Annotated in this window: 22 protein-coding genes and 1 pseudogene; 14 read left to right on the top strand and 9 right to left on the bottom strand. The window is 68.4% G+C overall.

Annotated elements, in window-relative coordinates:
* The first annotated feature begins 89 nt into the window (after positions 1 to 89).
* The gene (locus HPF_RS16785) at positions 90 to 1,061 is read left to right on the top strand and encodes a LysR family transcriptional regulator (RefSeq protein WP_165961732.1); all 972 of its coding nucleotides are present in this window, start codon (positions 90 to 92) and stop codon (positions 1,059 to 1,061) included.
* Here HPF_RS16785 and HPF_RS16780 read toward each other — a convergent pair.
* A complete protein-coding gene (locus HPF_RS16780) occupies positions 1,024 to 1,926 on the bottom strand; it encodes a LysR family transcriptional regulator (protein WP_133157257.1) in 903 nt (300 codons plus the stop codon). The genes HPF_RS16785 and HPF_RS16780 overlap by 38 nt on opposite strands.
* Before the next feature lie 102 nt (positions 1,927 to 2,028).
* On the opposite strand from HPF_RS16780, the gene speB (HPF_RS16775) reads away from it, so the two are divergent.
* From speB (HPF_RS16775) to HPF_RS16735, 9 genes are all read left to right on the top strand, one after another.
* Entirely contained in the window at positions 2,029 to 2,979 is a 951-nt protein-coding gene (speB, locus tag HPF_RS16775; protein ID WP_133157256.1) for an agmatinase, read from the top strand.
* A gap of 17 nt (positions 2,980 to 2,996) precedes the next feature.
* Positions 2,997 to 3,992: an agmatinase gene (gene speB, locus HPF_RS16770; RefSeq protein ID WP_079367138.1), complete on the top strand. Its 996-nt coding sequence runs from the start codon at positions 2,997 to 2,999 to the stop codon at positions 3,990 to 3,992.
* Entirely contained in the window at positions 3,989 to 4,861 is an 873-nt protein-coding gene (locus HPF_RS16765) for a sugar phosphate isomerase/epimerase family protein (RefSeq protein ID WP_133157255.1), read from the top strand. Before speB (HPF_RS16770) ends, HPF_RS16765 begins: the two co-directional genes overlap by 4 nt.
* 16 nt (positions 4,862 to 4,877) lie before the next feature.
* Positions 4,878 to 5,960 (top strand): isopenicillin N synthase family dioxygenase, encoded by a 1,083-nt coding sequence (locus HPF_RS16760; protein ID WP_133157254.1) that lies wholly within the window; start codon positions 4,878 to 4,880, stop codon positions 5,958 to 5,960.
* Between the two features lie 74 nt (positions 5,961 to 6,034).
* Complete coding sequence (locus HPF_RS16755; protein WP_133157253.1) at positions 6,035 to 6,832, top strand: ABC transporter substrate-binding protein; 798 nt, start codon at positions 6,035 to 6,037, stop codon at positions 6,830 to 6,832.
* A 34-nt stretch (positions 6,833 to 6,866) separates the two neighbouring features.
* Complete coding sequence (locus HPF_RS16750; protein WP_133157252.1) at positions 6,867 to 8,414, top strand: amino acid ABC transporter permease/ATP-binding protein; 1,548 nt, start codon at positions 6,867 to 6,869, stop codon at positions 8,412 to 8,414.
* A gap of 16 nt (positions 8,415 to 8,430) precedes the next feature.
* Positions 8,431 to 9,183, top strand: coding sequence for a class II aldolase/adducin family protein (locus tag HPF_RS16745; RefSeq protein ID WP_133157251.1), 753 nt, complete (start codon positions 8,431 to 8,433; stop codon positions 9,181 to 9,183).
* Entirely contained in the window at positions 9,180 to 10,145 is a 966-nt protein-coding gene (locus HPF_RS16740) for a 2-hydroxyacid dehydrogenase (protein WP_207959185.1), read from the top strand. Before HPF_RS16745 ends, HPF_RS16740 begins: the two co-directional genes overlap by 4 nt.
* Positions 10,146 to 10,411: 266 nt before the next feature.
* Positions 10,412 to 11,374, top strand: a complete 963-nt coding sequence (locus tag HPF_RS16735) for an IS5 family transposase (protein ID WP_133157250.1) — start codon at positions 10,412 to 10,414, stop codon at positions 11,372 to 11,374.
* A 179-nt stretch (positions 11,375 to 11,553) separates the two neighbouring features.
* Here HPF_RS16735 and HPF_RS16730 read toward each other — a convergent pair whose 3' ends face one another.
* Positions 11,554 to 13,335 carry an SIR2 family protein gene (locus HPF_RS16730; RefSeq protein ID WP_133157249.1) on the bottom strand — a complete coding sequence of 594 codons (1,782 nt, stop codon included), beginning with the start codon at positions 13,333 to 13,335 and terminating at the stop codon, positions 11,554 to 11,556.
* Positions 13,336 to 13,625: 290 nt separating this feature from the next.
* Here HPF_RS16730 and HPF_RS16725 point away from each other — a divergent pair, with 290 nt between their 5' ends.
* Positions 13,626 to 14,003, top strand: a complete 378-nt coding sequence (locus HPF_RS16725) for a bleomycin resistance protein (protein WP_133157248.1) — start codon at positions 13,626 to 13,628, stop codon at positions 14,001 to 14,003.
* Between the two features lie 74 nt (positions 14,004 to 14,077).
* The gene (locus HPF_RS16720; protein WP_133157247.1) at positions 14,078 to 14,512 is read left to right on the top strand and encodes a GNAT family N-acetyltransferase; all 435 of its coding nucleotides are present in this window, start codon (positions 14,078 to 14,080) and stop codon (positions 14,510 to 14,512) included.
* 25 nt (positions 14,513 to 14,537) lie between these two features.
* Here HPF_RS16720 and HPF_RS16715 read toward each other — a convergent pair whose 3' ends face one another.
* Complete coding sequence (locus HPF_RS16715; RefSeq protein ID WP_133157246.1) at positions 14,538 to 15,425, bottom strand: EamA family transporter; 888 nt, start codon at positions 15,423 to 15,425, stop codon at positions 14,538 to 14,540.
* 7 nt (positions 15,426 to 15,432) lie between these two features.
* Positions 15,433 to 16,254 carry a shikimate dehydrogenase gene (gene aroE / locus HPF_RS16710; protein ID WP_133157245.1) on the bottom strand — a complete coding sequence of 274 codons (822 nt, stop codon included), beginning with the start codon at positions 16,252 to 16,254 and terminating at the stop codon, positions 15,433 to 15,435.
* A 77-nt stretch (positions 16,255 to 16,331) separates the two neighbouring features.
* Between aroE and HPF_RS16705 the strand changes: the two genes are divergently transcribed.
* On the top strand, positions 16,332 to 16,988 hold the full coding sequence (locus HPF_RS16705) for a DsbA family oxidoreductase (protein ID WP_066158243.1): 657 nt from the start codon (positions 16,332 to 16,334) through the stop codon (positions 16,986 to 16,988).
* On the opposite strand, the pseudogene HPF_RS16700 reads toward HPF_RS16705, so the two are convergent.
* The 3 genes and pseudogenes from HPF_RS16700 to HPF_RS16690 all read right to left on the bottom strand — a co-directional run bounded on the left by HPF_RS16700 (position 16,989) and on the right by HPF_RS16690 (position 19,737).
* Positions 16,989 to 18,541: pseudogene (locus HPF_RS16700) on the bottom strand (cryptochrome/photolyase family protein).
* Position 18,542: 1 nt separating this feature from the next.
* Positions 18,543 to 18,710, bottom strand: a complete 168-nt coding sequence (locus tag HPF_RS16695) for a DUF2256 domain-containing protein (RefSeq protein WP_133157244.1) — start codon at positions 18,708 to 18,710, stop codon at positions 18,543 to 18,545.
* A 55-nt stretch (positions 18,711 to 18,765) separates the two neighbouring features.
* A complete protein-coding gene (locus HPF_RS16690) occupies positions 18,766 to 19,737 on the bottom strand; it encodes an alpha/beta fold hydrolase (RefSeq protein ID WP_165961731.1) in 972 nt (323 codons plus the stop codon).
* 64 nt (positions 19,738 to 19,801) lie between these two features.
* Between HPF_RS16690 and HPF_RS23675 the strand changes: the two genes are divergently transcribed.
* Positions 19,802 to 20,401, top strand: coding sequence for a Crp/Fnr family transcriptional regulator (locus tag HPF_RS23675; RefSeq protein ID WP_066158248.1), 600 nt, complete (start codon positions 19,802 to 19,804; stop codon positions 20,399 to 20,401).
* Positions 20,402 to 20,415: 14 nt separating this feature from the next.
* On the opposite strand, the gene HPF_RS16680 is transcribed toward HPF_RS23675, so the two are convergent.
* Entirely contained in the window at positions 20,416 to 22,335 is a 1,920-nt protein-coding gene (locus HPF_RS16680) for a B12-binding domain-containing radical SAM protein (protein WP_133157241.1), read from the bottom strand.
* A gap of 43 nt (positions 22,336 to 22,378) precedes the next feature.
* Positions 22,379 to 23,767 (bottom strand): L-serine ammonia-lyase, encoded by a 1,389-nt coding sequence (locus HPF_RS16675; protein WP_079367163.1) that lies wholly within the window; start codon positions 23,765 to 23,767, stop codon positions 22,379 to 22,381.
* Positions 23,768 to 23,781 lie beyond the last annotated feature (14 nt).

The following is a 23,781-nucleotide window of genomic DNA, read 5'->3' as shown; positions in this document are numbered from 1 at the left end:
TGTCTCCTGTGGTTGTGACCGCATGGTCCGCGCAAAAGCCATCGGCAACAAGACAGAAATCACGGTCAGACATTAGACTCTTCAATACCATGCCCGTCGCCTCCACCGTGCTGCTCAACCGCCTCCTGGCCCGGGGCAAGTTCCGCCACGCGCAGGTGCTGCTGCACCTGGCCGAGCTGGGCAGCGTGCAACGCGCGGCCGACGCCATGGGCATGACACAGTCGTCTGTGACGCAGTCGCTGGCCTACCTGGAGCAACTGCTGGAGTCGCAGCTGTTCCACCGCCATGCGCGCGGCGTGCGGCCCACCGAGGTGTGCCAGGACCTGCTGCCCGTGGTGCGGCAGATCGTCTCGGGCCTGGGTGCGGGCGCCGAGGCGGTGGCCGCGCGCCAGCAGCAGGGGCAGGGCATGGTGCGGCTGGCGGCGTCCGGCGCCGCGATCAACGGCCTGCTGCTGCCGGCCCTGGCCGCGTTCGGCGAGCGGCACCCGCGCATCAGCGTGCAGCTGCGCGAGCTGGAGCGCGACGAACTGCTGCTGCTGGTCACGTCCGGGCAGGCCGATCTGGCGGTGTGCCGCCGGCCCACCGTGGTGCCCAGCGGCTGGCGCTTCGACCGCCTGGTGGACGACCACCTGGTGGTGGTGTGCGGGCCGGCGCACCCGCTGGCGGGCAAGCGGGTGCGGTCCTGGTCGCCGCTGTTCAAGGCCACCTGGCTGCTGCCGCCGGTGGACAGCATCGCGCGGGCGAGCTTCGACGAGGTGGTGCGGGGCGCGGGCGCGGCGCCCGCCACCCACCCGGTGGTGACGCGATCACTGTCGGCGCTGGTCTGGCTGCTGCGGCAGCGGCCGCTGCTGGCCCTGCTGCCCTACCGCTCGGTGCGCGCCTGGCTGGACGACGGGTTGTTGGCCACGGTGCCGCTGGACACCGGGGCGGTGCTGGAGCCCATCGGCGTGCTGCGGCCGGAGCAGGGCGCGCGCGCCGCGCAGGACCGGCTGGCGGAATTCCTGCTGACCCATGCGGCGCCGGTCAACCCCGCATCCTGCGCAGCAGCAGCTCGCGCATGATCTGGATCGGCGCCTCGCGCCCGCGGCCGCGGCGGGTGGCCAGCATGAAGGGCGACTGGAAGCCGAAGCTGGCCGGCAGCAGCACGCGCAGCTTGCCCTGGTCCATCCACGGCTGGGCGTAGTGTTCGGGCAGGTAGCCCACGTAGCCGCCCGAGAGGATGAGGAACAGCTGGGCCTCCATGCTGTCCACCGTGGCCACGCTGTTCTTCATGCCGTGCTTGCCCAGCTCGGCCTTGCTCCAGTAGCTGCGGCGCACCACGTTGAGCTCTGACACCTGCGCTTCCGTGATGTGGCGCTGGGCGAACAGCGGGTGCTGGTTGCTGCAGTACAGCCACTGCTGTTCGCGGTAGAGGGGCTGGAACACCAGGCCCGGCGGGCGGGTGGGGAAGAAGCCGATCCCCAGGTCCAGCTCGTTGTTGAGGATGCCCTCCTGCAGGTCGTAGGGGTTCTTGACGAACAGGCCCAGGTGCACGGCGGGGTGGCGCTGGTTGAAGTCGCCGATCGCATCGGAGAGGCGCAGGGCGCTGTCGGTGACGGTGGAGTCGATGACGCCGATGCGCAGCGTGCCCGAGAGGCCGCCCTTGAGCGAAGCGGCGAAGCTGCCGAAGCCGTCGATCTCGCCCAGCAGGCGCTGCGCCTCGCCCAGCAGCAGCTCGCCCTTTTCCGTGAGCGAGAAGCCGCGGCGGCCGCGGTCGCAGAGCTTGAAACCCAGCAGGCCTTCGAGCTGGCTCATGTAGGTGCTGATGGCCGAGAGCGTGAGGTTGAGTTCCTGCTGCGCTTTCGCAAACCCCTGGTGGCGGGCGACGCTGGAGAAGATGCGCAGCAGCTTCATGTCCGGCAGCGGCGCGGTGGTGGTGGGATGCATGGTTGTGAAAAGTCTGAAGTGAGTTTTTGGTTCTGAGCATTTGTCGTGCCAGGGGACGTCCGAAGAATGGGCACCAGCACACAACCACCGACCCGGAACCGAATGACCACTCACTTCAACCAGCCGCAGGGGGGCAACGAGATGCCCCGCTTCGCCGGTCGCGGCACCATGATGCGGCTGCCCGCGGCCGACACCCCCGACGGCCTGGACGCCGCCTTTATTGGCATTCCGCTCGACATCGGCACCTCGCAGCGCGCCGGCACCCGCTACGGGCCGCGCAGCATCCGCAGCGAGTCGGTGATGATCCGGCCCTACAACATGGCGACGGGCGCGGCGCCGTTCGATGCGCTGCAGGTGGCCGACCTCGGCGATGTGCCGATCAACACCTACAACCTGCTCGAGTCGGTGCGCATCATCGAGACGCACTACGACGCCCTGCTGCCGCACAAGGTGGTGCCGCTCACGCTGGGTGGTGACCACACCATCACGCTGCCCATCCTGCGCTCGCTGGTGAAGAAGCACGGCCCGGTGGGGCTGGTCCATGTGGACGCCCACACCGACACCAACGACCACATGTTCGGCGAGAAGATCGCCCACGGCACCACCTTCCGCCGCGCGGTGGAAGAGGGCCTGCTGGACTGCCGCCGCGTGGTGCAGATCGGCCAGCGGGCGCAGGGCTACACCAGCGCCGACTTCCAGTGGGGCGTGGACCAGGGCTTCCGCCTGTTCACCGCCGAGCAGTGCTGGTACCGCCCGCTCGCGCCGCTGATGGACGAGGTGCGCCAGACCATGGGCGACGGCCCGGTGTACCTGAGCTTCGACATCGACGGCATCGACCCCGCCTGGGCGCCCGGCACCGGCACGCCCGAGGTCGGCGGCCTGACCAGCATCCAGGGCCTGGAGATCGTGCGCGGCTGCCGCGGCCTGAACCTCATCGGCGGCGATCTGGTCGAGGTCTCGCCCCCTTACGACCAGAGCGGCAACACCGCCCAGCTGGCCGCCAACCTGCTCTACGAAATGCTCTGCGTGCTGCCGGGCGTTCCCGTTCGCTGAACCCAGGGGTCCTTGTCATGAACGCCCGCCATCCGTTTCCCCAGCCGCAGGACGCCGCCCAGGTGCCGCGTTTCGCCGGCCTGTCCACCTTCATGCGCCTGCCGCTGGTCGAGCCCGACCGGCTGGACACCGTCGACATCGGCCTGATCGGCCTGCCCTGGGACGCCGGCACCACCAACCGGGCCGGCGCCCGCCACGGCCCGCGCGAGGTGCGCAACCAGTCGGCGCTGATGCGCAAGGTGCACCACGTCAGCCGCATCGCGCCCTACGACCTGGCGCGCGTGGCCGATCTGGGCGACGTGGCGCTGCCGCCCATGGACCTGATGCTGGGCCTGGACCTGATCGAGGCCTTCTACCGCCGGGTGCACGCGGCCGGCGTGCGGCCGCTGTCGGTGGGCGGCGACCACCTGGTCACGCTGCCGGTGTTCCGCGGCATCGCCCACGGCGGCGCGGTCGGCATGGTGCATTTCGACGCCCACTCCGACACCAACGACAGCTACTTCGGTGGCCAGCGCTACACCCACGGCACGCCGTTCCGCCGCGCGGTGGAAGAGGGGCTGCTGGACCCGAAGCGCACGGTGCAGATCGGCATCCGCGGCTCGGTCTACGACCCGGCCGACCTCGACTTCGCGAAGGCGGTCGGCATCCGCGTGGTGCACATGGAAGAGGTGGCGGCCCGCAGCAACGAGGACCTGCTGGCCGAGGTGCGGGCCATCGTCGGCGACGCGCCCACCTACATCAGCTTCGACGTCGACTGCCTGGACCCCTGCTTCGCACCCGGCACCGGCACGCCCGAGATCGGCGGCATGAGCACGCTGCAGGCGCAGCACCTGGTGCGCGGCCTGCAGGGGCTGCACCTGATTGGTGCGGACGTGGTCGAGGTCAGCCCGCCGTTCGACGTGGGTGGCGTGACCTCGCTGGTGGGCGCGACCATGGCCTTCGAGCTGCTGTGCCTGCTGGCCGAGGCGCATGCCCGGCTGGGCCGCCTGCAGGCTCCGGGGGCACGGACATGAGGCTCGACCTGTTCCGTTCACTCTGGGGCTGGCAGGGCGACTGGGCCATCTGCGCCGCCGAGGTGCGCCGCATGGGCGCGGTCGGCGTGGAGGCCCGGCTGCCCGGCGATCCGTTCGCCCAGCGCGCGCTGCGCCAGAGCCTGCAGCAGGAAGGGCTGGACTACATCGCCGTGGTGTTCACCGGCGGCGACGTGGTGCCGCGCCAGGACTGGACGCTGCAGCAGCACTGGGACCGGCTGGAAGCCAGCATCGAAGGCGCGCAGGCCGTGGGCGCGCGCTTCCTGAACGTGCTGCCGGGCAACGACCGCTGGCCGCTGGCCAAGCAGGTCGAGTTCTTCGGCCGCGCGCAGGCCCTGGCCGACGCGGCCGGCGCGGTGTGCAGCTTCGAGATCCACCGCGCCACCTCGCTCTACAGCCCCTGGGTGGCGCTGGACGTGATCGCCCAGCTGCCCCAGCTGCGCTTCACCGCCGACATCAGCCACTGGGTGGTGGTGTGCGAACGCCTGCTGGACGACCCGGCCGACGACCTCTCACCCTTCATCGAGCGGGTGCACCACATCCAGGCCCGCGTGGGCTACGACCAGGGGCCGCAGGTGCCGCACCCGGCCGCGCCCGAACATGCCCGCGCGCTCGCCTTCCACCAGGGCGTGTGGGAACGCATCTGGGCCGCACAGCGCGCCCGCGGCCAGGCGGTGACCACGCTCACGCCCGAGTTCGGCCCCGATGGCTACACGCACCTGCTGCCCTTCACCCAGGCGCCGGTCGCCGACACCTGGGGTCTCAACCAGTGGATGGCCCGTGCCGAGCGTGAGCACTTCGCGCAGTGGCGCGCCGCCCAGCCCGACCCCGCTGCCGTCCCCCTTTCCTGAAGCCTGACCACCTGCCATGTCCACCACCACCGCCAACTTCGAATCGCTGCCCGTCATCGACATCCGCGGCCTGTTCAGCCCGACGCTGGCCGACCGCCAGGCCGTGGCCGACCAGCTCGGCCACGCGGCCCGCCACGTCGGCTTCTTCTACGTCAGGGGCCACGGCATCCCGCGCGAACAGATCGCCGGCCTGCGCCGCGCCGCCGAACAGCTGTTCGCCCAGGACCTGGACTGGAAGATGCGCCACCACATCGGCCTGGGCCGCGGCCACAAGGGCTTCGTGCCCGAGGGCGAAGAGATCTACGGCACCGGCAAGCCCGACCACAAGGAGGCCTACGACATTGGCTTCGAGGCCGCCGACGACCACCCCTTCGTGCAGGCCGGCCAGCCGCTGATCGGCGGCAACAAGTGGCCCGATCTGCCGGGCTTCCGCGAGGCGGTTGCGGCCTACTACGACAGCGTGTTCGCGCTGGGCCGCACGCTGCTGCACGGCTTTGCGCTGGCACTGGGCCAGCCCGAGGACGCGCTCGACCGGTACGTGACCTGCCCGCCGTCCAAGCTGCGCCTGATCCACTACCCGGTGGACCCGGCGGCCGAAGACACGCCGGGCATCGGCGCCCACACCGACTACGAGTGCTTCACCCTGCTGCTGGCCGACCAGGCCGGGCTGGAGGTGCTCAACGACCAGGGCCGCTGGGTCGACGCGCCGCCGCTGACCATCGACGGCGAGGAGCTGTACGTCATCAACGTGGGCGACATGCTGGAGGTGATGACCGCCGGCGCCTTCGTCGCCACCACGCACCGTGTGCGCAAGGTGCGGCACGAGCGCTACTCGTTTCCGCTGTTCTTCGCCTGCGACTACGCCACCCGCATCGCGCCGCTGCCGGCCTTCGACCCCACGGGCGAGGCGCGTGCGCGCTACGGCGACATCGCGATTGGCGAACACATGTGGAGCATGGCGCTGCAGACCTACCGCTACCTGCGCGAGAAGGTCGCGCGCGGCGAGCTGCAGCTGCCCGCCAATGCCCGCAGCACCACCAGCTTCGGCCAGTTCAAGGCGCTGGAGCCGACCCGGGCGGAGCCCGCCACGGCGCCCTGAACACCCGCCGCCCCCCGCTTGTTTTCCGTGCCTTTCCCTTCCCTGTCCATTCCCTTCCTCTCAGGAGTCTTGCCATGCCCCCACTGACCGCTTCCTTCTCCCGCACCGCCCTGGCCACCCTCGTAGGTCTCGGCTGCCTCGCCGGCGCCCAGGCGCAGACCATGGCCCCCGGCGTGCTCAAGGTGGGTCTGGAGCCGACCTACCCGCCGTTCGAGTCCTACGACGGCGACAAGATCGTCGGCTTCGACCCCGACATCACCGCGCTGCTGGCGCGCGAGATGAAGCTCAAGCCCGCGCTGACCGACACCAAGTTCATCAACCTGGTCACGGGCCTGGCCGCCGGCCAGCACGACGCCGTGATCTCCGGCCTCTACATCACGCCCGAGCGGATGGCTCTGGCCGACGCGGTTCCCTACGCCAGCACGGGCGCGCTGATCATGGTGGCCAAGGGCAGCAAGGTCGAGCCCAAGACGGAGAAGGACCTGTGTGGCCTGAAGGTCGGTCTGCAGAACGGCACCTCCTGGGTCAAGCAGCTGGAGACCCTGTCGAACGGGTACTGCAAGGCCAATGGCAAGGGTGCGGTCACGGTGATGGAGTTCCCGACCTCGCCCGAGGCCTCGCAGGCGCTGATGTCGCGCAACATTGACGCGCAGGTGGAGATCGCCGGCGCCGCCAAGAAGATCGTCGAGCGCACCAAGGGCCGCGTGGTGGTGAGCTCGCCCGACATCGTCTATCCGCAGACCCTGGGCATCTACTTCAAGAAGGGCAACACCGCACTGAAGCAGTCCTTCGAGACCGCGTTGGCCGCGATCCGCAAGAGCGGTGAATACGACGCGCTGATCAAGAAGTACGAGCTGACCCCGGTCAAGTAAGCCACCGCTGCCCCACCACACGAGGACGCCACCCATGGAACTGGACTGGACCTACTTCTTCTCGCTCTTTTCCATGGGGGCGTTCTACCGCGCCAGCGCGATGGTGATCGCGCTGGGTGCGCTGTCCTGGCTGCTCGGGCTGGTGCTGGGCTTCGGCCTGGCCCAGGCCGAGGGCTCGCGCCACGTCTGGCTGCGCTGGCCGGCGCGCCTCTACGTCTGGTTCTTCCGCAGCGTGCCGCTGCTGGTGCTGCTGGTGTTCGTCTACAACCTGCCGCAGATCTTCCCCGCCACCGGCGTGGTGCTGGGCATTCCCTTCCTGGCGGGCCTGACCGGCATGGTGATGACCGAGGCCGCCTACATGGCCGAGATCCACCGCGGTGGCCTGCTGTCAGTGGCCCGCGGCCAGCGCGAGGCCGGTCATGCGCTGGGCCTGGGCTGGTTCGCCACGCAGACACGCATCGTGCTGCCGCAGGCCTTCCGCATCGCGCTGCCCTCGCTCATCAACGAATTCGTCACCATCATCAAGCTCACCTCGCTGGTGTCGGTGATCTCCCTGCCCGAGCTGCTGCTGACCGGGCAGCGCCTGTACACGCAGAACTTCCTGATCCTCGAAACCCTGCTCGCCGTGGCGGTGTACTACGTGGCCATCGTCACCGTGTTCGGCGCGGTGCTCAACGCGCTGGAGCGCCGGCTGGACCTGCAGCGCCGCAAGCCCGGCCCGGTGGACGAGGCGGACCTGGCCCGGCTGCGCGCCGGCCTGCCCGCGGCGCCGGTGGTGGCGCCCGCCGAACGCGGGCCCGGCGCGCCGCCTGCGTTGGACCTCATGGCCATCCACAAGGCCTACGGCAGCCACGCCGTGCTCAAGGGCGTGAACCTGCGGGTCGGCGCGGGCGATGTGATCTCGGTCATCGGCCCCTCCGGCTCGGGCAAGACCTCGCTGATCCGCACCGTCAACGCGCTTGAGAGCCTGGACCAGGGCGAGATCGTGCTGTTCGGCGAGAGCTACCTGCTGGGCGCCGCGCCGCAGGACGCGGCCCGTGTGCGCCAGGGCATCCGCCGCATCGGCATGGTGTTCCAGGGCTTCAACCTGTTCCCGCACCTGACGGTGCTGCAGAACATCCTGCTCGCGCCCGGCCTGCATGGCCAGGGCGACCCGGAGTCGCGCCAGCACACCGCGCAGCGCCTGCTCGACAAGGTTGGCCTGCTGGCCCACCTGCACAAGTACCCGCACCAGCTCTCGGGCGGCCAGCAGCAGCGTGTGGCCATCGCCCGCGCCCTGGCGCTGCGGCCGGACGTGATGCTGTTCGACGAACCCACCTCGGCGCTGGACCCCGAGCTGGTGGGCGAGGTGCTCAAGGTGATCCGCGACCTGGCGGAGGAGGGCATGACCATGCTCATCGTGACCCACGAAATGGAGTTCGCGCTGCAGATCTCCGACCGCGTGGTGTTCATGGAAAACGGCCAGCTGCTGCTGGACGCGCCGCCCGCGCGCCTGCAGCAGCCCGATGCCGGCGAGGACCCGACGCTGACCCGCGTGCGCCGTTTCATGGGCCTGGACAGCGGCCCCGCCGTTGCGGCCTGACCTTCACGGAGATTCCATGCCCACCACCCCCCAGGCCGACGAGGCCACCCTGCGCCGCGACCTGGCCGCCGCCTACCGGCTGGCCGCCCGTTTCGGCTGGGACGACACGCTCTACACCCACTTCTCGGCCCGGCTGCCCGGTGGCAGGAAAGGCCAGCAGCGCTTCCTGCTCAACCCCTTCGGCCTGCTGTTCAAGGAGGTGCGCGCCAGCGACCTGATCGTGGTCGACCTGGATGGCAAGGTGGTGCAGGGCGGCGCCGCGATGAACCCGGCTGGCTTCACCATCCACAGCGCGGTGCACACCGCACGCGACGACGCGCACTGCGTCATCCACACCCACACCGTGCCCGGCATGGCGGTGGCCGCCTGCGAGCAAGGCCTGTTGCAGCTCAACCAGATCTCGGCCGAGTTCCACCAGTCGGTGGGCGTGCACCCCTACGAAGGCGTGGCCTTCAACCTGGAGGAACGCAGCCGCATCCAGGCCGCGCTGGCCGACAACATGGCGCTGATCCTGCGCCACCACGGCCTGCTCAGCGTGGGACCGACGGTGGCCGATGCCTTCTGCGTCATGTACTACCTCAACAAGGCCTGCGAAATCCAGCTTGCCGCCGCGCAGCTGGCCAGCATCGCCGGGCCGGTCACGCGCATCCCGCCCGTGCTCAGCGCCCACGTGCGCAAACAGTTCCGCGGCGTGGAACACGAGCGCCAGCTGGTCTGGGCCGCGTGGCTGCGCGAGCTGGACCGCAGCGAACCGGACTACCGCCTGTGAACGACGCCGCGCCGACCTTGCTGCTGTGCAGCGAGACCGACGACCTCTCGGGTCTGTGTGGCGAATTCGAGCGCGCTGCCGCGCGGGCCTGCCCCGGCCTGCGCGTGCTGTGCTGGACGCCGGACACGGCGACCACCGAACTGCAAAGCGTGGTCGCCATCGCGGGCTGGTTCGTGCCGCTGGGCCTGCCGGCGCGCCTGCCACGCCTGCGCTTGCTGGCCTCCATCGGGGCCGGGGTGGAACACCTGCTGCGCGACCCGGACCTGCCCCCCGATCTGCCGGTCACGCGCATCGTCGACCCGGCGCAGGCGCGCGGCATGGCCGAGTACGTGCTGTGGGCGGCCTTGCACTTTCACCGCGACCTCGACCGCCTGCTGGCACAGCAGACGCGCCGCGAATGGCGCATGCCGGCGCAACGCCCGGCCAGCGCCTACCGCGTCGGCATCATGGGCCTGGGCGCCATGGGCGCCGAAGTGGCACGCACCCTGGCCGCGCACGGGTTCGACGTGCACGGCTGGTCCCGCCGGCCGGCCACGCTGCCAGGCGTCACCACCTGGGCCGGGCCGGAAGCGATGTGCCCCTTCCTGGCGGAACTGGACATGGTGGTCTCGCTGCTGCCGCTTACACCCGAGACGCGCGGCCTGTTCAACGCCGACTGGTTCGCCGCGCTGAAACCGGGCGCGGTGTTCGTCAACTGCGGCCGGGGTGAACAGCTGGTGGTGCCGGCGCTGCAGGACGCCCTGCGCAGCGGCCACCTGCGCAGCGCGGTGCTCGACGTGTTCGAACACGAACCCCTGCCCGCCGACGACCCGCTGTGGGCCGAACCCGGCGTGCTCATCACCCCGCACATGGCCTCGTCCGCGTCAGCCGAAGTGATCGCCGGGCAGATCGTAGAGAACACCGCGCGTGTGCTGGTCGGGCAGGCGCCGCTGCACGCCGTAGATCGTCAGCGCGGTTACTGAGCATCCATGGCCGGGCATGCCGGGCGACTTCTTCGGCCGCGCTCCGGCGCGGGCGTTTGCGACGGATCGAGTGACGGTTGTGCAGCGATCGCAGTCAATCAGGAATCTGAATCTGCGCCCACGGTCTCGGACGGAACGCAGCCGTTGAGTCGGCCACTGGGCTGCTGCCGGTCTCACAGACACCTTGTTTAGGGCTACGCTGATCAAGACCAACCCTGGCGTGCGGCTTGCATGAGCGGTGGCACCGAAAGCACAGGTGCACAACGATGAAGCAGCAGACCCTGGCGATGGCAGCCGATCAAGGCGACGGATTCGAGCAGTACCGCCGGCCAACCAAGCGAGACACGTTCTTGGCGACGATGGATGAGATCGTGCCTTGGCAGGAGCTGTGCTCGGTCATCGAGCCGCACTACCCCAAGGCCGGCAACGGGCGGCCGCCGGTCGGACTGCAGCGCATGCTGCGCATGTACTTCGTGCAGCACTGGTTCAACCTTGCCGATGAGGCCTGCGAGGAGGCGCTGCTGGATAGCACGGCGCTGCGTCGCTTCGTAGGCATCGATCTGGGACGAGAGCGCGTGCCCGACGGCACGACGCTGCTGAAGTTCCGCCGACTGCTGGAGAAGCGCGAACTGGGACAGGCGCTGTTTGCCAAAGTAGGTCAGGTGCTGCAGGCGCGAGGCTTGAAGCTGGGCACCGGCACCATCGTGGACGCCACCATCATCGGCGCGCCGAGTTCAACCAAGAACGCCGACAAGCAGCGCGACCCCGAGATGCACCAGACGCGCAAGGGCCAGCAGTGGTACTTCGGGATGAAGATGCACATTGGCGTGGACAGCCGCAGCGGGCTGGCGCACAGCGCCGTGGTGACAGCGGCCAACGTGCACGACAAGCATCCTCTGCCCGATCTGCTGCACGGCAACGAGCGGCGCGTCTATGGCGACAGCGCCTATGCCAGCCAGAAAGCGCTGATCGGCTCCAAGGCGCCGCTGGCGCGGGACTTCACGAACGAGCGCGTGCGCAGGGACGGTGAAGTTGACGAAGCCAAGCGCGCGAAGAATCGCAACAAGTCCAAGGTCCGCGCCCGCGTCGAGCACGTCTTCGCGGTGGTCAAGCGGCTGTGGGGGTTCACCAAGGTGCGCTACCGCGGGTTGGCCAAAAACGCCACTCGATCCTTCGTGGCTCTGGGTCTGGCCAACATCTATCTGGCGCGCCAGCATCTGGTGGCATAAGTGCGCCCGCAATAGGCGCCCTGCGTACCTGCCGGGCTCAAAAGGTGCCTCCTCGCACCGCGTTCGGGGTACTTCAGGGCTCCGACCCCTCAATGCGAAATCACAGAGCACCGTCCTGCTGAAAACAGCGGCTTGTTCAGCGTAGCCTTAGGTGTAATCGACCACGTCGAAGAAAGCGGCTACCAAGACATCTTGCTGACGTAGCGCTTCAGATTCTCTACAAACAGTTCAAGGAATCGGCGGCTCTTGTAAGCGAATCCCGCGTTCAAGAGCTCGGTGATCACCGCCTCCGACTGAAGCTCCTGCAGCAGCGTAGTTGCCGATGCTTCATGCCAACCTACACGTCCAACGGGCATGTGGGCGAACAGCCCACGAGGCGTATTGGCGAGCGCTTGTTCCAAGGTTGCCTCACTGTCTTCTTCCAAGTATGCCAACGCGGCCAGAGTTTCAAATCTTTCATATATCAACTCGAATTCCGCTGACACGCCAGCAAAGCTGGATCGCCATTCGTTCATCACGTCAAACATGTGGTCACTGAAGGCAGTCTTGTGATTGTGCAAACCATCCAACTCGGACCAGAGGTCGTTTCGCTCGCCTTTCCAAGCGCCGAGTAGGAGCATAGACACAGTTCTCTTGGCATCTCGGTACTCCCTTGGCCAAGGAGCAACGAGAAACTCGTGCAGTGTCTTCCAGCGGTGGGAACGTGTGAGCCCAACCCCGTAGGCCGTAAACACCAAAACAGTGGGATAGGAGCGCAGGCCGAGCCATACAGTCAAGCCGTTGCCCACCTTTTCGGCATGGACGTACAAACCTCTAACGATGTCCAACACTGTGTTTAGTTCATCACCATCTCCCCATCTTCCCAACACCCCGGCGATGCGTGTTAAGGGCTCGGCCGCCGCCTTGTATTGCTGGACGCGATGTCGGAACTCCTCCTGACTCCACTGCCCTTGAGCTGAAAATCGCTGGTCATCAAGCTCCACCATCAACCATTCTGTTGCCTGCGAAAGCAGTTCGTCCAATTGAATGCGGTGCTCTGGTTTTGAAAGGTATCGTTTTGCGCTGTTGACGAGTAGTTCGACACTTGCCGGGTTCTGACGCTGGCTCTGTTCAAGAGTTTCGACCCGCTGCTGAAGAGTCTGGAAGAACTCATCAGCACCGGTGATCTGGATGGTCTTTGCGGACCTGTGCACCGCCAACTCTTGTGCGCCCGATCCGAGCGCTCCACGTGCTGTCCAGTAGATGGGGTAGCGCCTGTTAGGCGCTCGAAGGAAAGCTGCGCGCAGGGCATGATCCCATTCGCCCGACCAACCGCAGATGATCAAGCCATGCTCATCGAAGATGCGGTCAAGCAATCGGTTGTAGCTGTCTGGATAAGCGCTCAGTTCCTGATCGGTGTTTAGGATGCGGGCGTCCTTGTAGTCGCCGTGCAGTTTGAGCACATAGCAGCGGCTGTGGGTCAGAGGTTCCGCGCCCGCGAGCGCATCCGCGGATGCGACCACAGTGGGTTCAACCCCTTGTTCGCGCAGTGCGTTTTCCATGAGGCGGTCAAAATTGGTGGTGACGATCACCCGCACATAGCCGGCCAGGACCAAGTGCGCGATTGCGTGGTGCGCCTTGGTCGGGGTCTTCCGTCCTTCCTCTCGGTCCTGTTCATCCGGCTCGATATAGCGATGGAGGATCGCTCTTCGTTCATCCGGAGAGGTGGCGATTTCCTCTAGCAGCGCGGAGTAATTCGGTTCTTGGCCTGTCTTCTCCCGATACCACTTTGCCCAGTCAGACTGCTCCGGAACTCCTTGAGCCAATGCCACGCGGCGTACGAGGTCTAGAGTGATTTCCCAACCAGTCGGTATTTCAGCGGAACGAGACAGGCCCGACCCCAGTAGAACAGCGAAGACCCCCTTGTTCTCGTGTACAGCAAATGCAAGTTGGGTAGTAGGGTCGTTCTGAAGCAATGTCATTGATAGTCGTCCTTGAGAGTGCCGTCCTACCCTCAATCATCCTTGATGATGAACACGTATATCCGCCGTTGGCCAACCCAAGGCATCTGACTCCGCCGTTTACTTTTTGATTTGAGCGCACCGGCCAGAACGAAGTCGGGGGGGAAGTGGACTGATCACTCGCTGTGGGCAATGAGTTTCTGGTCATGGCCGTCGCAGCTGTTCATTCGCTGCATGTGTATGAGTGACCACTTCCAGCCTCGACCTGCCATCCCCGGAAAATCGACGAATCCTCAACGCGCCCACAACCCATGCCACCCCCCATCCTGCACTCCGTCATTCCGCAACTCCCAAGCGGGGACCTGCAGCGCACGGCCGACTTCTTTCGTGACCGGCTGGGTTTCACGGACTTCAAGCTGTTTCCCGAGCACGGGCACCTCATCGTCCGGCGTGGATCCGCAGAGATCCACTTCTGGTTGGCCGCGTCGGAAGACGAGGCGCGGCACCACGGCAGTGCCAGCAGTTGCTACATCCGCGTTCAGCGCATCGAGCAGTTGCACCAGGAGCTGGTGCAGTTGCAAGCGCCATTTCGCTATGGCCTGACGCGCCAGCCCTGGGGCATGCACGAGATGCAGGTGGACGACCCTTTTGGCAACGCCATCCGCTTTGGTGAAGAGCTCAGCGACTGAGCCAATGACGCTCGTCTGCCAGAGCGCGTGGGCGCTACAGTGGGTGCCAGACCCACACCGAGACAGACACCCCCATGACCCTCGAATGGAGCGACAGCCAGGACACGATCAACTGGCACGAATTGCAGAACCTCTACCGCCTGGCCCCGTTGGGCGACAAGTCGGTCGAGCTGTTGCAGACGGTGTTCACGAACAGCCGTTTCAAGTGTTTTGTGCGCGACGAGGCGGGCCGGCTGGTGGCAGCGGGGCGCGTGCTGTCGGACGGTGCGGACTGTGCCTACCTGTGTGATGTGGCCGTCATGCCCGATCACCAGGGCACGGGGCTCGGGCGGGCGGTGGTGCAGCGGCTGCTGGACCACTGCAAGGGGCACCGCAAGATCATCCTGTACGCGGTGCCGGGCAAGGAAGACTTCTACCGCCGGCTCGGCTTCATGCGACTGCTGACGGGCATGGCCATCTTCGAGGACCAGGCCGCGGCCATCGCGCGCGGCCACCTGGGCGAGGTCTGAAGCCCTCCGGCGGCGCCGGGTGGCCTCACTGCACGATTTCGTCCGCCGGCCCGCGGTGCGTGTCGGGTTTGGCCGTGGCGGCGCTGCCGGCGGCGGCGCTCATCACCAGCCCGATGGCCAGCCATTGCAGGCCGCTCAGGTGCTCGTCGAGCACCAGCACGCCCATCAGCGCGGCCACGGCCGGCTCCATGCTGGCCATGACGCCGAAGGCGGCGGGCGTGAGGCGCTTGAGCGCCACCATCTCCAGCGAGATCGGGATGGCGCTGGAGACGGCCGCCACGCCCAGGCCGAACAGCAGGATGCCAGGCTGCAGCAGCGCGCTGCCGGCGTGCCAGACGCCGAAGGGCACCACCGTGACCGCGGCCATGGTCAGGCCCAGCGCCACCGAATGGCCGGCGTGCAGGTGGCCGACCTTCTTGCCGAACAGGATGTAGGCGGCCCAGAACACGGCCGCGCCGAGCGCGAACATCACGCCCACCGGGTCGAGGCGGGTCACGTCGTGGCCCAGTGGCAGCAGCAGGCCCAGGCCCACGATGGCGAAGGCGATCCAGAGATAGTCGATGGCCCGGCGCGAGGTGAAGAAGGCCACGGCCAGCGGCCCGCTGAACTCGATGGCCACCGCGACGCCGAACGGGATCGTCTGGAGCGACTGGTAGAACATCAGGTTCATGCAGCCCAGGGCCATGCCGTAGCGCACCAGGCTTCTGGCGTCGGCGCGCGTGGTGGTCCAGCGCCAGGGCCGCCAGATCAGCAGCAGGATCAGGGCCGAGAAGCCCACGCGCAGCGCGGTGGTGCCCAGCGCCCCGACCTGAGGGAACAGCTGTTTGCCAAACGAGGTGCCGATGCCCAGTGCCACGACCGAGCCGAGCACGGCCAGCAGGGGCACGGCCTGTGCCCAGCGGAGAGAACTCACTTTGAAATCAGACCAGAGGGATCGTGAAGCGCGCGATCACTGGCTTCGTGTCGGGCCGCACACCGCGCCACCACTCGAAGGCCTCGGCAGCCTGTTCGACCAGCATGCCCACGCCGTCGGCCAGCTGCGTCACGCCGGCGGCCTGTGCCTGTTTGAGGAACGGCGTGAGGCCCTTGCCGTAGACCAGGTCGTAGGCGAGGGCGCCGGGCGCGAACACACCCGCAGGCAGCGGCAGTTCGTCCTTGGAGAGACCGGTGGAGGTGGCGTTGAGGACGACGTCGAAGGTCTCGCCCGCGAGTTCGTCGTAGCCGCCGGTCTGCAGTGCTTTGTGGGCCGCGAAGTCGGCCTTGAGGCCTTGGGCCTTGGCGGCGGTGCGATTGGCCACTGCGATCACGGCCGGCTTCTGCGCCGCGATCGGCAGAATGGCGCCGCGCGTGGCACCGCCCGCGCCGCAGATCAACACCCGTTTGCCCGCCAGCGACACGCCCAGGTTGCGCTGGATGTCGTTGACCAGGCCCAGGCCGTCGAAGTTCTGCGCCCAGATGCGGCCGCCCTCGAACTTGAGCGCATTGACCGCGCCCGCCAAGCGGGCCGACTCCATCGGGTCGGTGGCGATCTCGAAGGCCTGCAGCTTGAAGGGGATGGTGACGTTCATGCCCCGGCCGCCGTTGGCGATGAAGGCCTCGACCGTGGCCTTGAAGCCATCGAGTGGGCCTTCGATGGCGGTGTATTCGATGTCCTGGCCGGTGGCCTGCGCGAAGGCGCCGTGGATCAGGGGGGACTTGCTGTGGCCAATGGGGTTGCCGATGACGGCGTAGCGGTCGGTCATGGTGCGGGGCGCGGGAGGAAACAGGGGCTTTGGAAAGGCAGCCTGCGATTGTCGCGCATGGGGGCTACCATGCCCCGATGACCAAGACCCTCAAGATCGATTTCGTCTCCGATGTGTCCTGCCCCTGGTGTGCGATCGGCCTGGCCGGCCTGGAGCGTGCGCTGGAGCGGGTGCAGCCGGACATCGCGGCCGAGCTGCACTTCCAGCCCTTCGAACTCAACCCGCAGATGGGCCCCGAAGGCGAGGACGTGGGCGAGCACCTGACCAGGAAGTACGGCAGCACGCCCGAGCAGCAGGCGCAGATCCGCGAGACCATCCGCCAGCGTGGCGCGGAGGCTGGTTTCAGCTTCAACAAGGACGGTCGCGGCCGCATCTGGAACACCTTCGACGCGCACCGCCTGCTGACCTGGGCCGAGGCGGAAGGTGAACCGGGCCAGCAGCTGGCCCTCAAGCGCGCGCTGATGGAGGCGCACCACGGCCGCGCCGAAAGCCCGGCCGACCCGGCGGTGCTGCTGGCGGCGGTGCAGCAGGCCGGGCTGGACGTGGACCGCGCGCAGCGGGTGCTGACCAGCGACGAGTTCGCCGACGAGGTGCGCGAGCGCGAGCAGTTCTACACCGGCCACGGCATCCACTCGGTGCCGGCGGTGATCGTCAACGACCGGCACCTGATCTCGGGCGGGCAACCGGCCGAGGCCTACGAACAGGCACTGCGGCAGATCGCCCAGGAGGCCTGATCAGCCGGTCTGCGCCGAGCGGTGGGTCCGGGCCTGCTCGGTGATGGCCGACCGGACCTCGGGCGCAAGCCGGTCCAGGTTCTTCATCTGCATGGCCATGCGCGGGTTCCGCCGCAGCACCGGCTCGTGCCGCATCAGAAAGTCCCAGTACAGCGTGGTGAAGGGGCAGGCCTTGGGTCCGGTGCTCTGGGCCGGGTCGTAGCGGCAGCCGCTGCAGTGGTTGCTCATGCGCTGGATGTACCTGCCCGTGGCCACATAGGGCTTGCTGCCCAGCAGGCCGCCGTCGCCGTACTGGCTCATGCCCAGGGTGTTGGGCAGCTCCACCCAATCCACCGCGTCCACGTACACGCTCAGGTACCACGCGTGGACGGCCTGCGGCCGCACGCCCAGCAGCAGGGTGTACAGACCCGTGACCATGAGGCGCTGGATGTGGTGCGCGTAGCCGTGCGCCAGCGTCTGCGTGACGGCCTCGCGCAGGCAGGCCATCTCGGTCTCGCCGGTCCAGTACCAGGCGGGCAGCGGCGCCTGCGCCTCCAGCGCGTTGCGTTCCAGGTAGCCGGGCATCTGCGTCCAGTAGATGCCGCGCACGTACTCGCGCCAGCCCAGTATCTGGCGGACGAAGCCTTCCACCGCGGCCAGCGGTGCGTGGCCGTTGCGGTACGCCGCTTCGGCCGCGGCCACAACCTCGCGCGGGTTCAGCAGTTTGAGGTTGAGCGCGGCGCTCAGCTGCGAATGCCAGAGCCAGACCTCGCCGACCCACATCGCGTCTTCAAACTGTCCGAACAGCGGCAGGCGCTGCTCAATGAAGTTGTCCAGCGCGCGCAGGGCGTCGGCGCGGGTGACGGGCCAGGCAAAGCTGTCCAGTGATCCCGGGTGGTCGGCGAAGCGCAGGTTGACCAGTTCGATCACCTCGCGCGTGATCGCATCGGGCTCAACAAAGAACGGCGCCGGCACATTCTGCGGGCCGGTCTTGCCGAAGCTCTCCCGGTTGTCGGCGTCGAAGTTCCACTGGCCGCCCGCCGGCTGTTTGCCGTCCATCAGCACGCCGTGTTTCTGCCGCAGCGCGCGGTACCAGTATTCGAGGCGCAGCTGCTGGCGGCCCTTGGCGTGCGCGGCGAACTCGCGCACGGTGGAAAAGAAGTGCGTGTCGTCGCGCAGCTCCAGCGGCAGGCCAGCCTGCGCCGCCACGCCACGCCGCGCAGCGCCTGCAGCACGCGCCAGTCGCCCGGGGCGGTGAGGATCAATGCTTGCGGCTGCAGGTCGGTGATGGCCCGTTGCAGTTCACCCGCCAGCGTGCCGGTGTTGTCCGCGTCCTGAAGCCGGGTGTAGCGCAGCGGCAGGCCGCGCTCGCGCAGCTCGGCAGCGAAGTGCCGCATCGCACTCAGGAAGATCGCGGTGCGCGGCTTGGCCGACCAGACGTGGGTAGATTCTTCGGCCACCTCGGCCATCCACACCCGGTCTTGCGCCAGGTCGAAGCCGTCGAAGGCGGTGCTGTCGTGGTCCAGCTGGTCGCCCAGGACGAGGACCAGGTGGCGGATCGGGGAGGCCGGCATGTCAGGCACTCCGCGCTGAAGGGTTCTTGCGCGCCCGGCAGGCGTCGGAGCAGTACTTGACCTCGTCCCAGTTCTTCGCCCAGGCCTTGCGCCAGCTCATGGGCCGGCCACAGACCACGCAGGGCTTGCTGGGCAGGTGGGCCTTGTTGCCTTTGAAGTCGTTTCGCACCCGGCGGTTCTACCGCAGCCAACCTACTCCGCGCCGTGCGCGGGCTTTTGTGCCCTCAGGGCTGGGCGTCCAGAAACCGGCGAACCTCACGCATCGCCGCCTCAGGCTGGTCGTTGAACAGGGCGTGACCGGCATCGGGCAGGTTCACCAGCCGGGCGTTCCGGAAGTGCACCATGTGCCGCCGCTGCTGCGCCTCGCCCATGCGCGGGCTGCAGCCGCCGGTCATTAACAGCACCGGTCCGGCGAAGGCCTCGACGCCCCGGCGGAAGCTCAGGCGGGCGGCGAAGGCGGGGTCGTCGCCCATGCGGCCGATCATGGCGTCGTAGACCGCGCCGCCCGCGCGCCAGCCTTCCAGCGCCGGGACGCGGCCGTCGCAGGTGGCGCCGGCCTGGAACAGGGTCATCATCTGCCCGATCAGCCAGTCGCGCCGGGCATGCGGGTCGCCGCCGCTGTCGACCCGCCATTGCGAGAGCCAGGCCCGGGCCATGCCACCCACCACCGCCCAGCCGGGCCAGCCGCCGCCCATGGCGGCCTCCATCGTGTCCTTGTCCAGGAAACCCGGCTCGGCCAGCACCAAACGGCGCACCTTGTCAGGGTGGCGACCGGTGTAGGCCGAGGCCAGCATCGCGCCCCAGGAATGGCCCAGCAGGTCGATGGGACGGCCGGGGCTGACCTGGTTCACGATGGCGTCGAGGTCGTCCAGGTAGCCCTCGACGCTGATGGTCTCGGCCGGCACGCGCGGCGACAGGCCGCTGCCGCGCTGGTCGTAGAACACCACGCGGCGCACGTCGGACAGGGCTTGCAGGCCCAGCAGGTAGCGGTAGTCGCCGCCCGGTCCGCCGTGCAGCACGATGAGCACCGGCTTGCCGGTGTCGCCAAACGACTCGGCGTGGAAGCGGTAACCGTTGGCGGTGAGCGAGGGCAGGGCCGGGTCCTGGTCGGTGGTGGCCGGCACGGTGATGGCGGCGGCGCGGGCGGCCAGGGCCAGAAGCAGCAGGCCGCTGAAAGTGGCGAGGGTTCGGAGCATGGTGGTGAGGGGTTGGACGGAATGCCAGAATCGTCGCCCACACCACCTGCCGGCGCGACAACAAATGTTATCGAGCACCACCGACGCTGACCGCCGCGCCGTCCTCGGGATCGCGGCCGGGTTCGCACCCGTCTCCGACGCCGACTTTGCACCGCTGCTGCAGGCGCTGGAGGGCCGCGACCTGGCGGCCGGCGAGGCGCTGCTGCACGCCGGGCAGGCCGATGCGCGCGAGTTCTTCGTGCTCTCGGGCCTGGTGCGGCTGAGCGTGGGCGACGCCCAGGGCCGCGAGGTGACGCTGGGCTTCTGCGCCGGGCCGTGCGTGCTGCCGCCTTCCATCACGCGCACCCGCGACGGCCACTCGCGCATCGACGCGACCGCGCTGGAGCCGTCGCGCGTGGCGGGCTTCGACGCGGCGCTGCTGACGGCCACGATGCTGCGCCACCCGGCGGTGCAGCGCTGGGGCGATGCGGTGCTGCGTGGCGAACTGCTGCGCAAGGCCGACCGCGAATGGCAGCTGGCCGCGCTGCCAGCGGCCGAACGGCTGGCCCTGTTGCGCGAGGCGATGCCGGGGCTGGAGCAACGCGTGGCGCACCGCCTGATCGCCAGCTACCTGGGTGTGACGCCGGTGACGCTCAGCCGCCTGCGGCGGCAGCTCGGGACCTGAGGTGGGGCACAGGCTCAGGCCAGTGCCCGCGCGATCTTGCCGCGCTTGACCGTGGGGCGTGGCACCTGGCAGGGCAGGTGCTCGAACCAGCGCCGCACGTCGTCGTCCACGCACAGGCCGTGCATGTAGTTGTAGATGGCCTTGCGCAGGCCCTGGCCCAGCATGTCGTGGTCCACGCCGGGCGGCATGGGGGTGGGATCGGTGAAACCGATGTCGTTCTTGGCGAACGTCACCTCTGGCAGCGGGACCAGTTCGACGCCGTAGGCCGCCGGGTCCATGCCGACTGGCGAGTGCACCGTGCAACTGAATCGGTGGAAGAAGCCGCTCTGGATGCAGCCGTTCTCGAACAGCTGGCGCACGTATTCGAGCGCGTCCACCGTGTCCTGCAGCGTCTGCGTCGGGAAACCGTACATCAGGTAGGCGTGCACCAGGATGCCGGCGTCGGTGAAGCCCTTGGTCACGCGCGCCACCTGCTCCACGCTCACGCCCTTCTTCATCAGGGCCAGCAGCCGATCGCTCGCCACCTCCAGACCGCCGCTCATGGCGATGCAGCCGCTCTGCGCCAGCAGCTCGCTCAGTTCGGGCGTGAAGGTTTTCTCGAAGCGGATGTTGCCCCACCAGCTGATCTGCAGATCACGGCGGATCAGCTCCTCGGCCAGGGCCTTGAGCGCCTTGGGCGGCGCCGCCTCGTCGACGAAATGAAAGCCCGTCTGGCCGGTCTCGTGGACGATCTTCTCGATGCGGTCGGCCAGGGTGGCCGCAGTCGCTGTTTCGTAGCGGCCGATGTAGTCCAGGCTCACGTCGCAGAAGCTGCACTTCTTCCAGTAGCAGCCGTGCGCCACGGTCAGCTTGTTCCAGCGCCCGTCGCTCCAGAGCCGGTGCATGGGGTTGAGCATGTCCAGCAGGCTGAGGTAGCGGTCGATGGGCAGGCCGTCCCAGGTGGGGGTGCCCACGTCCTCGAACGGCACGTCGGGCTCGGCCAGGTTCACATACTTCACCTCGCCGTTCTCGCGCAGGAAGGTGCGCTGCAGCCGCTGCTTGCCGCGCGCGCCGCGCAGGTGCTCGATCAGCGAGAGCACGGGCCGCTCGCCCGCGTCCAGCGTCACGTAGTCGACGAAGTCGAACACGCGCGGGTCTTTCAGCTCGCGCAGCTCCGTGTTGACGAAGCCACCGCCCAGGCCGATGCGGATGTGCGGGTGCTGCGCCTTGATGGTCTGCGCGATGCGCAGTGCCGCGTACATCGCGCCCGGGAAGGGCACCGAGAGCAGCACCAGCGTGGGCTGGTGGCGGTGCAGGGCCGCCAGGGTCAGGTCGTGCAGCAGCTGGTCCACCAGGGTGGGCGGTGCGGCCAGGGCATTGGCCAGCGGGTCGAAGCTGGGCTGGCTGCTGGCCAGTGATTCGGCGTAGCGCACGAACTCGAAGCGCTCGTCGGCCGCGTCGCGGATCACGTCCGACAGGTCGTTCAGGTAGAGCGTGCACAGATGGCGCGCCTTGTCCTGCACACCCAGCGCGCCAAAAGCCCAGCCCAGCGGGTCGCCGCTGCCGTCGTCGACGTAGTTGTCCAGCGCGGAAAAACGCGGCCCCTCGGGCAGCAGGCCGCGCGCGGCGATGCGGTAGGCCAGGGTCGAATCACGGCCCTGCAGGTAGGCGATCACCGGGCCGATGGTGGCGCGGTAGGCCTCGAACTGGTCGAGAAAGCTGTGCACGCTGGCCGTGCGCTGCGCCTCGGGCTGCGCCAGCGCGCAACCGCGCAGCGATTCCATCCCGGCGGGCGTGAACAGCCGCAGCACGAGGGCCAGCGCCAGGTCTTCTTGCACCGCGTCGATGCCGCGCGAGCGCAGGAAGCCGGTGAGGTAGGCGGTGGAGGGGTAGGGCGTGTTGAGCTGCGTCATCGGCGGGATGAGGCTCAGCACGCGGAAGGCGGCTGCGGTCATCCCCCGATTGTGCCGACAAGGGGCGGTCCGGCGGGCGTGGGGGTCAACACTCCACGATGTTCACGGCCAGCCCGCCGCGCGCCGTTTCCTTGTACTTCGTCTTCATGTCCGCCCCCGTCTCGCGCATGGTCTTGATGACCTTGTCCAGGCTGACGTGGTGCGTGCCGTCGCCGCGCAGCGCCATGCGCGCGGCGTTGATGGCCTTGACCGAGGCGATGGCGTTGCGCTCGATGCAGGGGATCTGCACCAGGCCGCCGACCGGGTCGCAGGTCAGGCCCAGGTGGTGTTCCATACCGATCTCGGCCGCGTTCTCCACCTGCTCGGGCGTGCCGCCGAGCACGGCGCACAGCGCACCGGCGGCCATGGAGCAGGCCACGCCCACCTCGCCCTGGCAGCCGACCTCGGCGCCGCTGATGCTGGCGTTTTCCTTGTAGAGGATGCCGATGGCGGCGGCGGTGAGCAGGAAGTCCACCACGCCGTCGTCGCTGGCGCCCGGCACGAAGCGCCGGTAGTAGTGCAGCACCGCGGGCACGATGCCGGCCGCGCCGTTGGTGGGCGCCGTGACCACGCGGCCACCCGCGGCGTTTTCCTCGTTCACCGCGAGCGCGTAGAGGTTGACCCAGTCGAGCACGGCCAGCGGGTCGGTCAGCGCCTTCTCGGGGTGGCCGGTAAGGTCGCGGTGCAGCGCGGGCGCGCGGCGGCGCACCTTGAAGCCGCCGGGCAGCACGCCGTCGGTGGCGCAGCCGCGCTGCACGCAGGCCTGCATCACGTCCCAGATGCGCAGCAGTCCGGTGCGCACTTCCTCGTCGTTCCGCCAGTGGCGCTCGTTGCTGCGCATCACGCCCGCGATGGACAGGCCGTGTTCGCGGCAGCGCTGCAGCAGCTCGTCGCCGGTGCGAAACGGGATCGGCAGTTGTGTGATGTCGGGTGCGATCACCTTCTGCCGCTGGCCGTCGGCCATGACCTCCTCGCTCACCACGAAGCCGCCGCCCACCGAATAGAACGTGCGCTCGGACAGCACCGCGCCCGCCGCGTCCCAGGCGCACAGGCGCATGCCGTTGGCGTGCAGCGGCAGGGCCTGGCGGTGCAGGGTCAGGTCCTCGCGGTCGTTCCAACTGATGGTGTGTGTGCCCATGAGCGGGATGCGGCCCTGCTCGCGGATGGCGCGCACGGTGGGTTCGACCGATTCGATAGGCACCGACTCCGGCTCGTGCCCGCACAGCCCGAGCAGCACCGCCTTGTCGCTGCCGTGGCCGCGGCCGGTGGCGCCCAGCGAACCGTACAGGCCCACCTGCACCCGCGCCACGGCCGGCAGCAGGCCGGCGGATTCCAGCCCGTGCGCGAACAGGCGCGCTGCGCGCATCGGGCCGACGGTGTGCGAGCTGCTGGGCCCGATGCCGATCTTGAACAGGTCGAACGCGGAGACGGCCATGGCGGTTCCTTGGT

The organism is Hydrogenophaga pseudoflava (genome assembly GCF_004353865.1).
GTDB classification, from domain to species: Bacteria; Pseudomonadota; Gammaproteobacteria; order Burkholderiales; family Burkholderiaceae_C; genus Hydrogenophaga; species Hydrogenophaga pseudoflava.
Note: the sequence above shows the minus strand (reverse complement) of the source record. Positions and strands in the feature narration are given on the sequence as shown.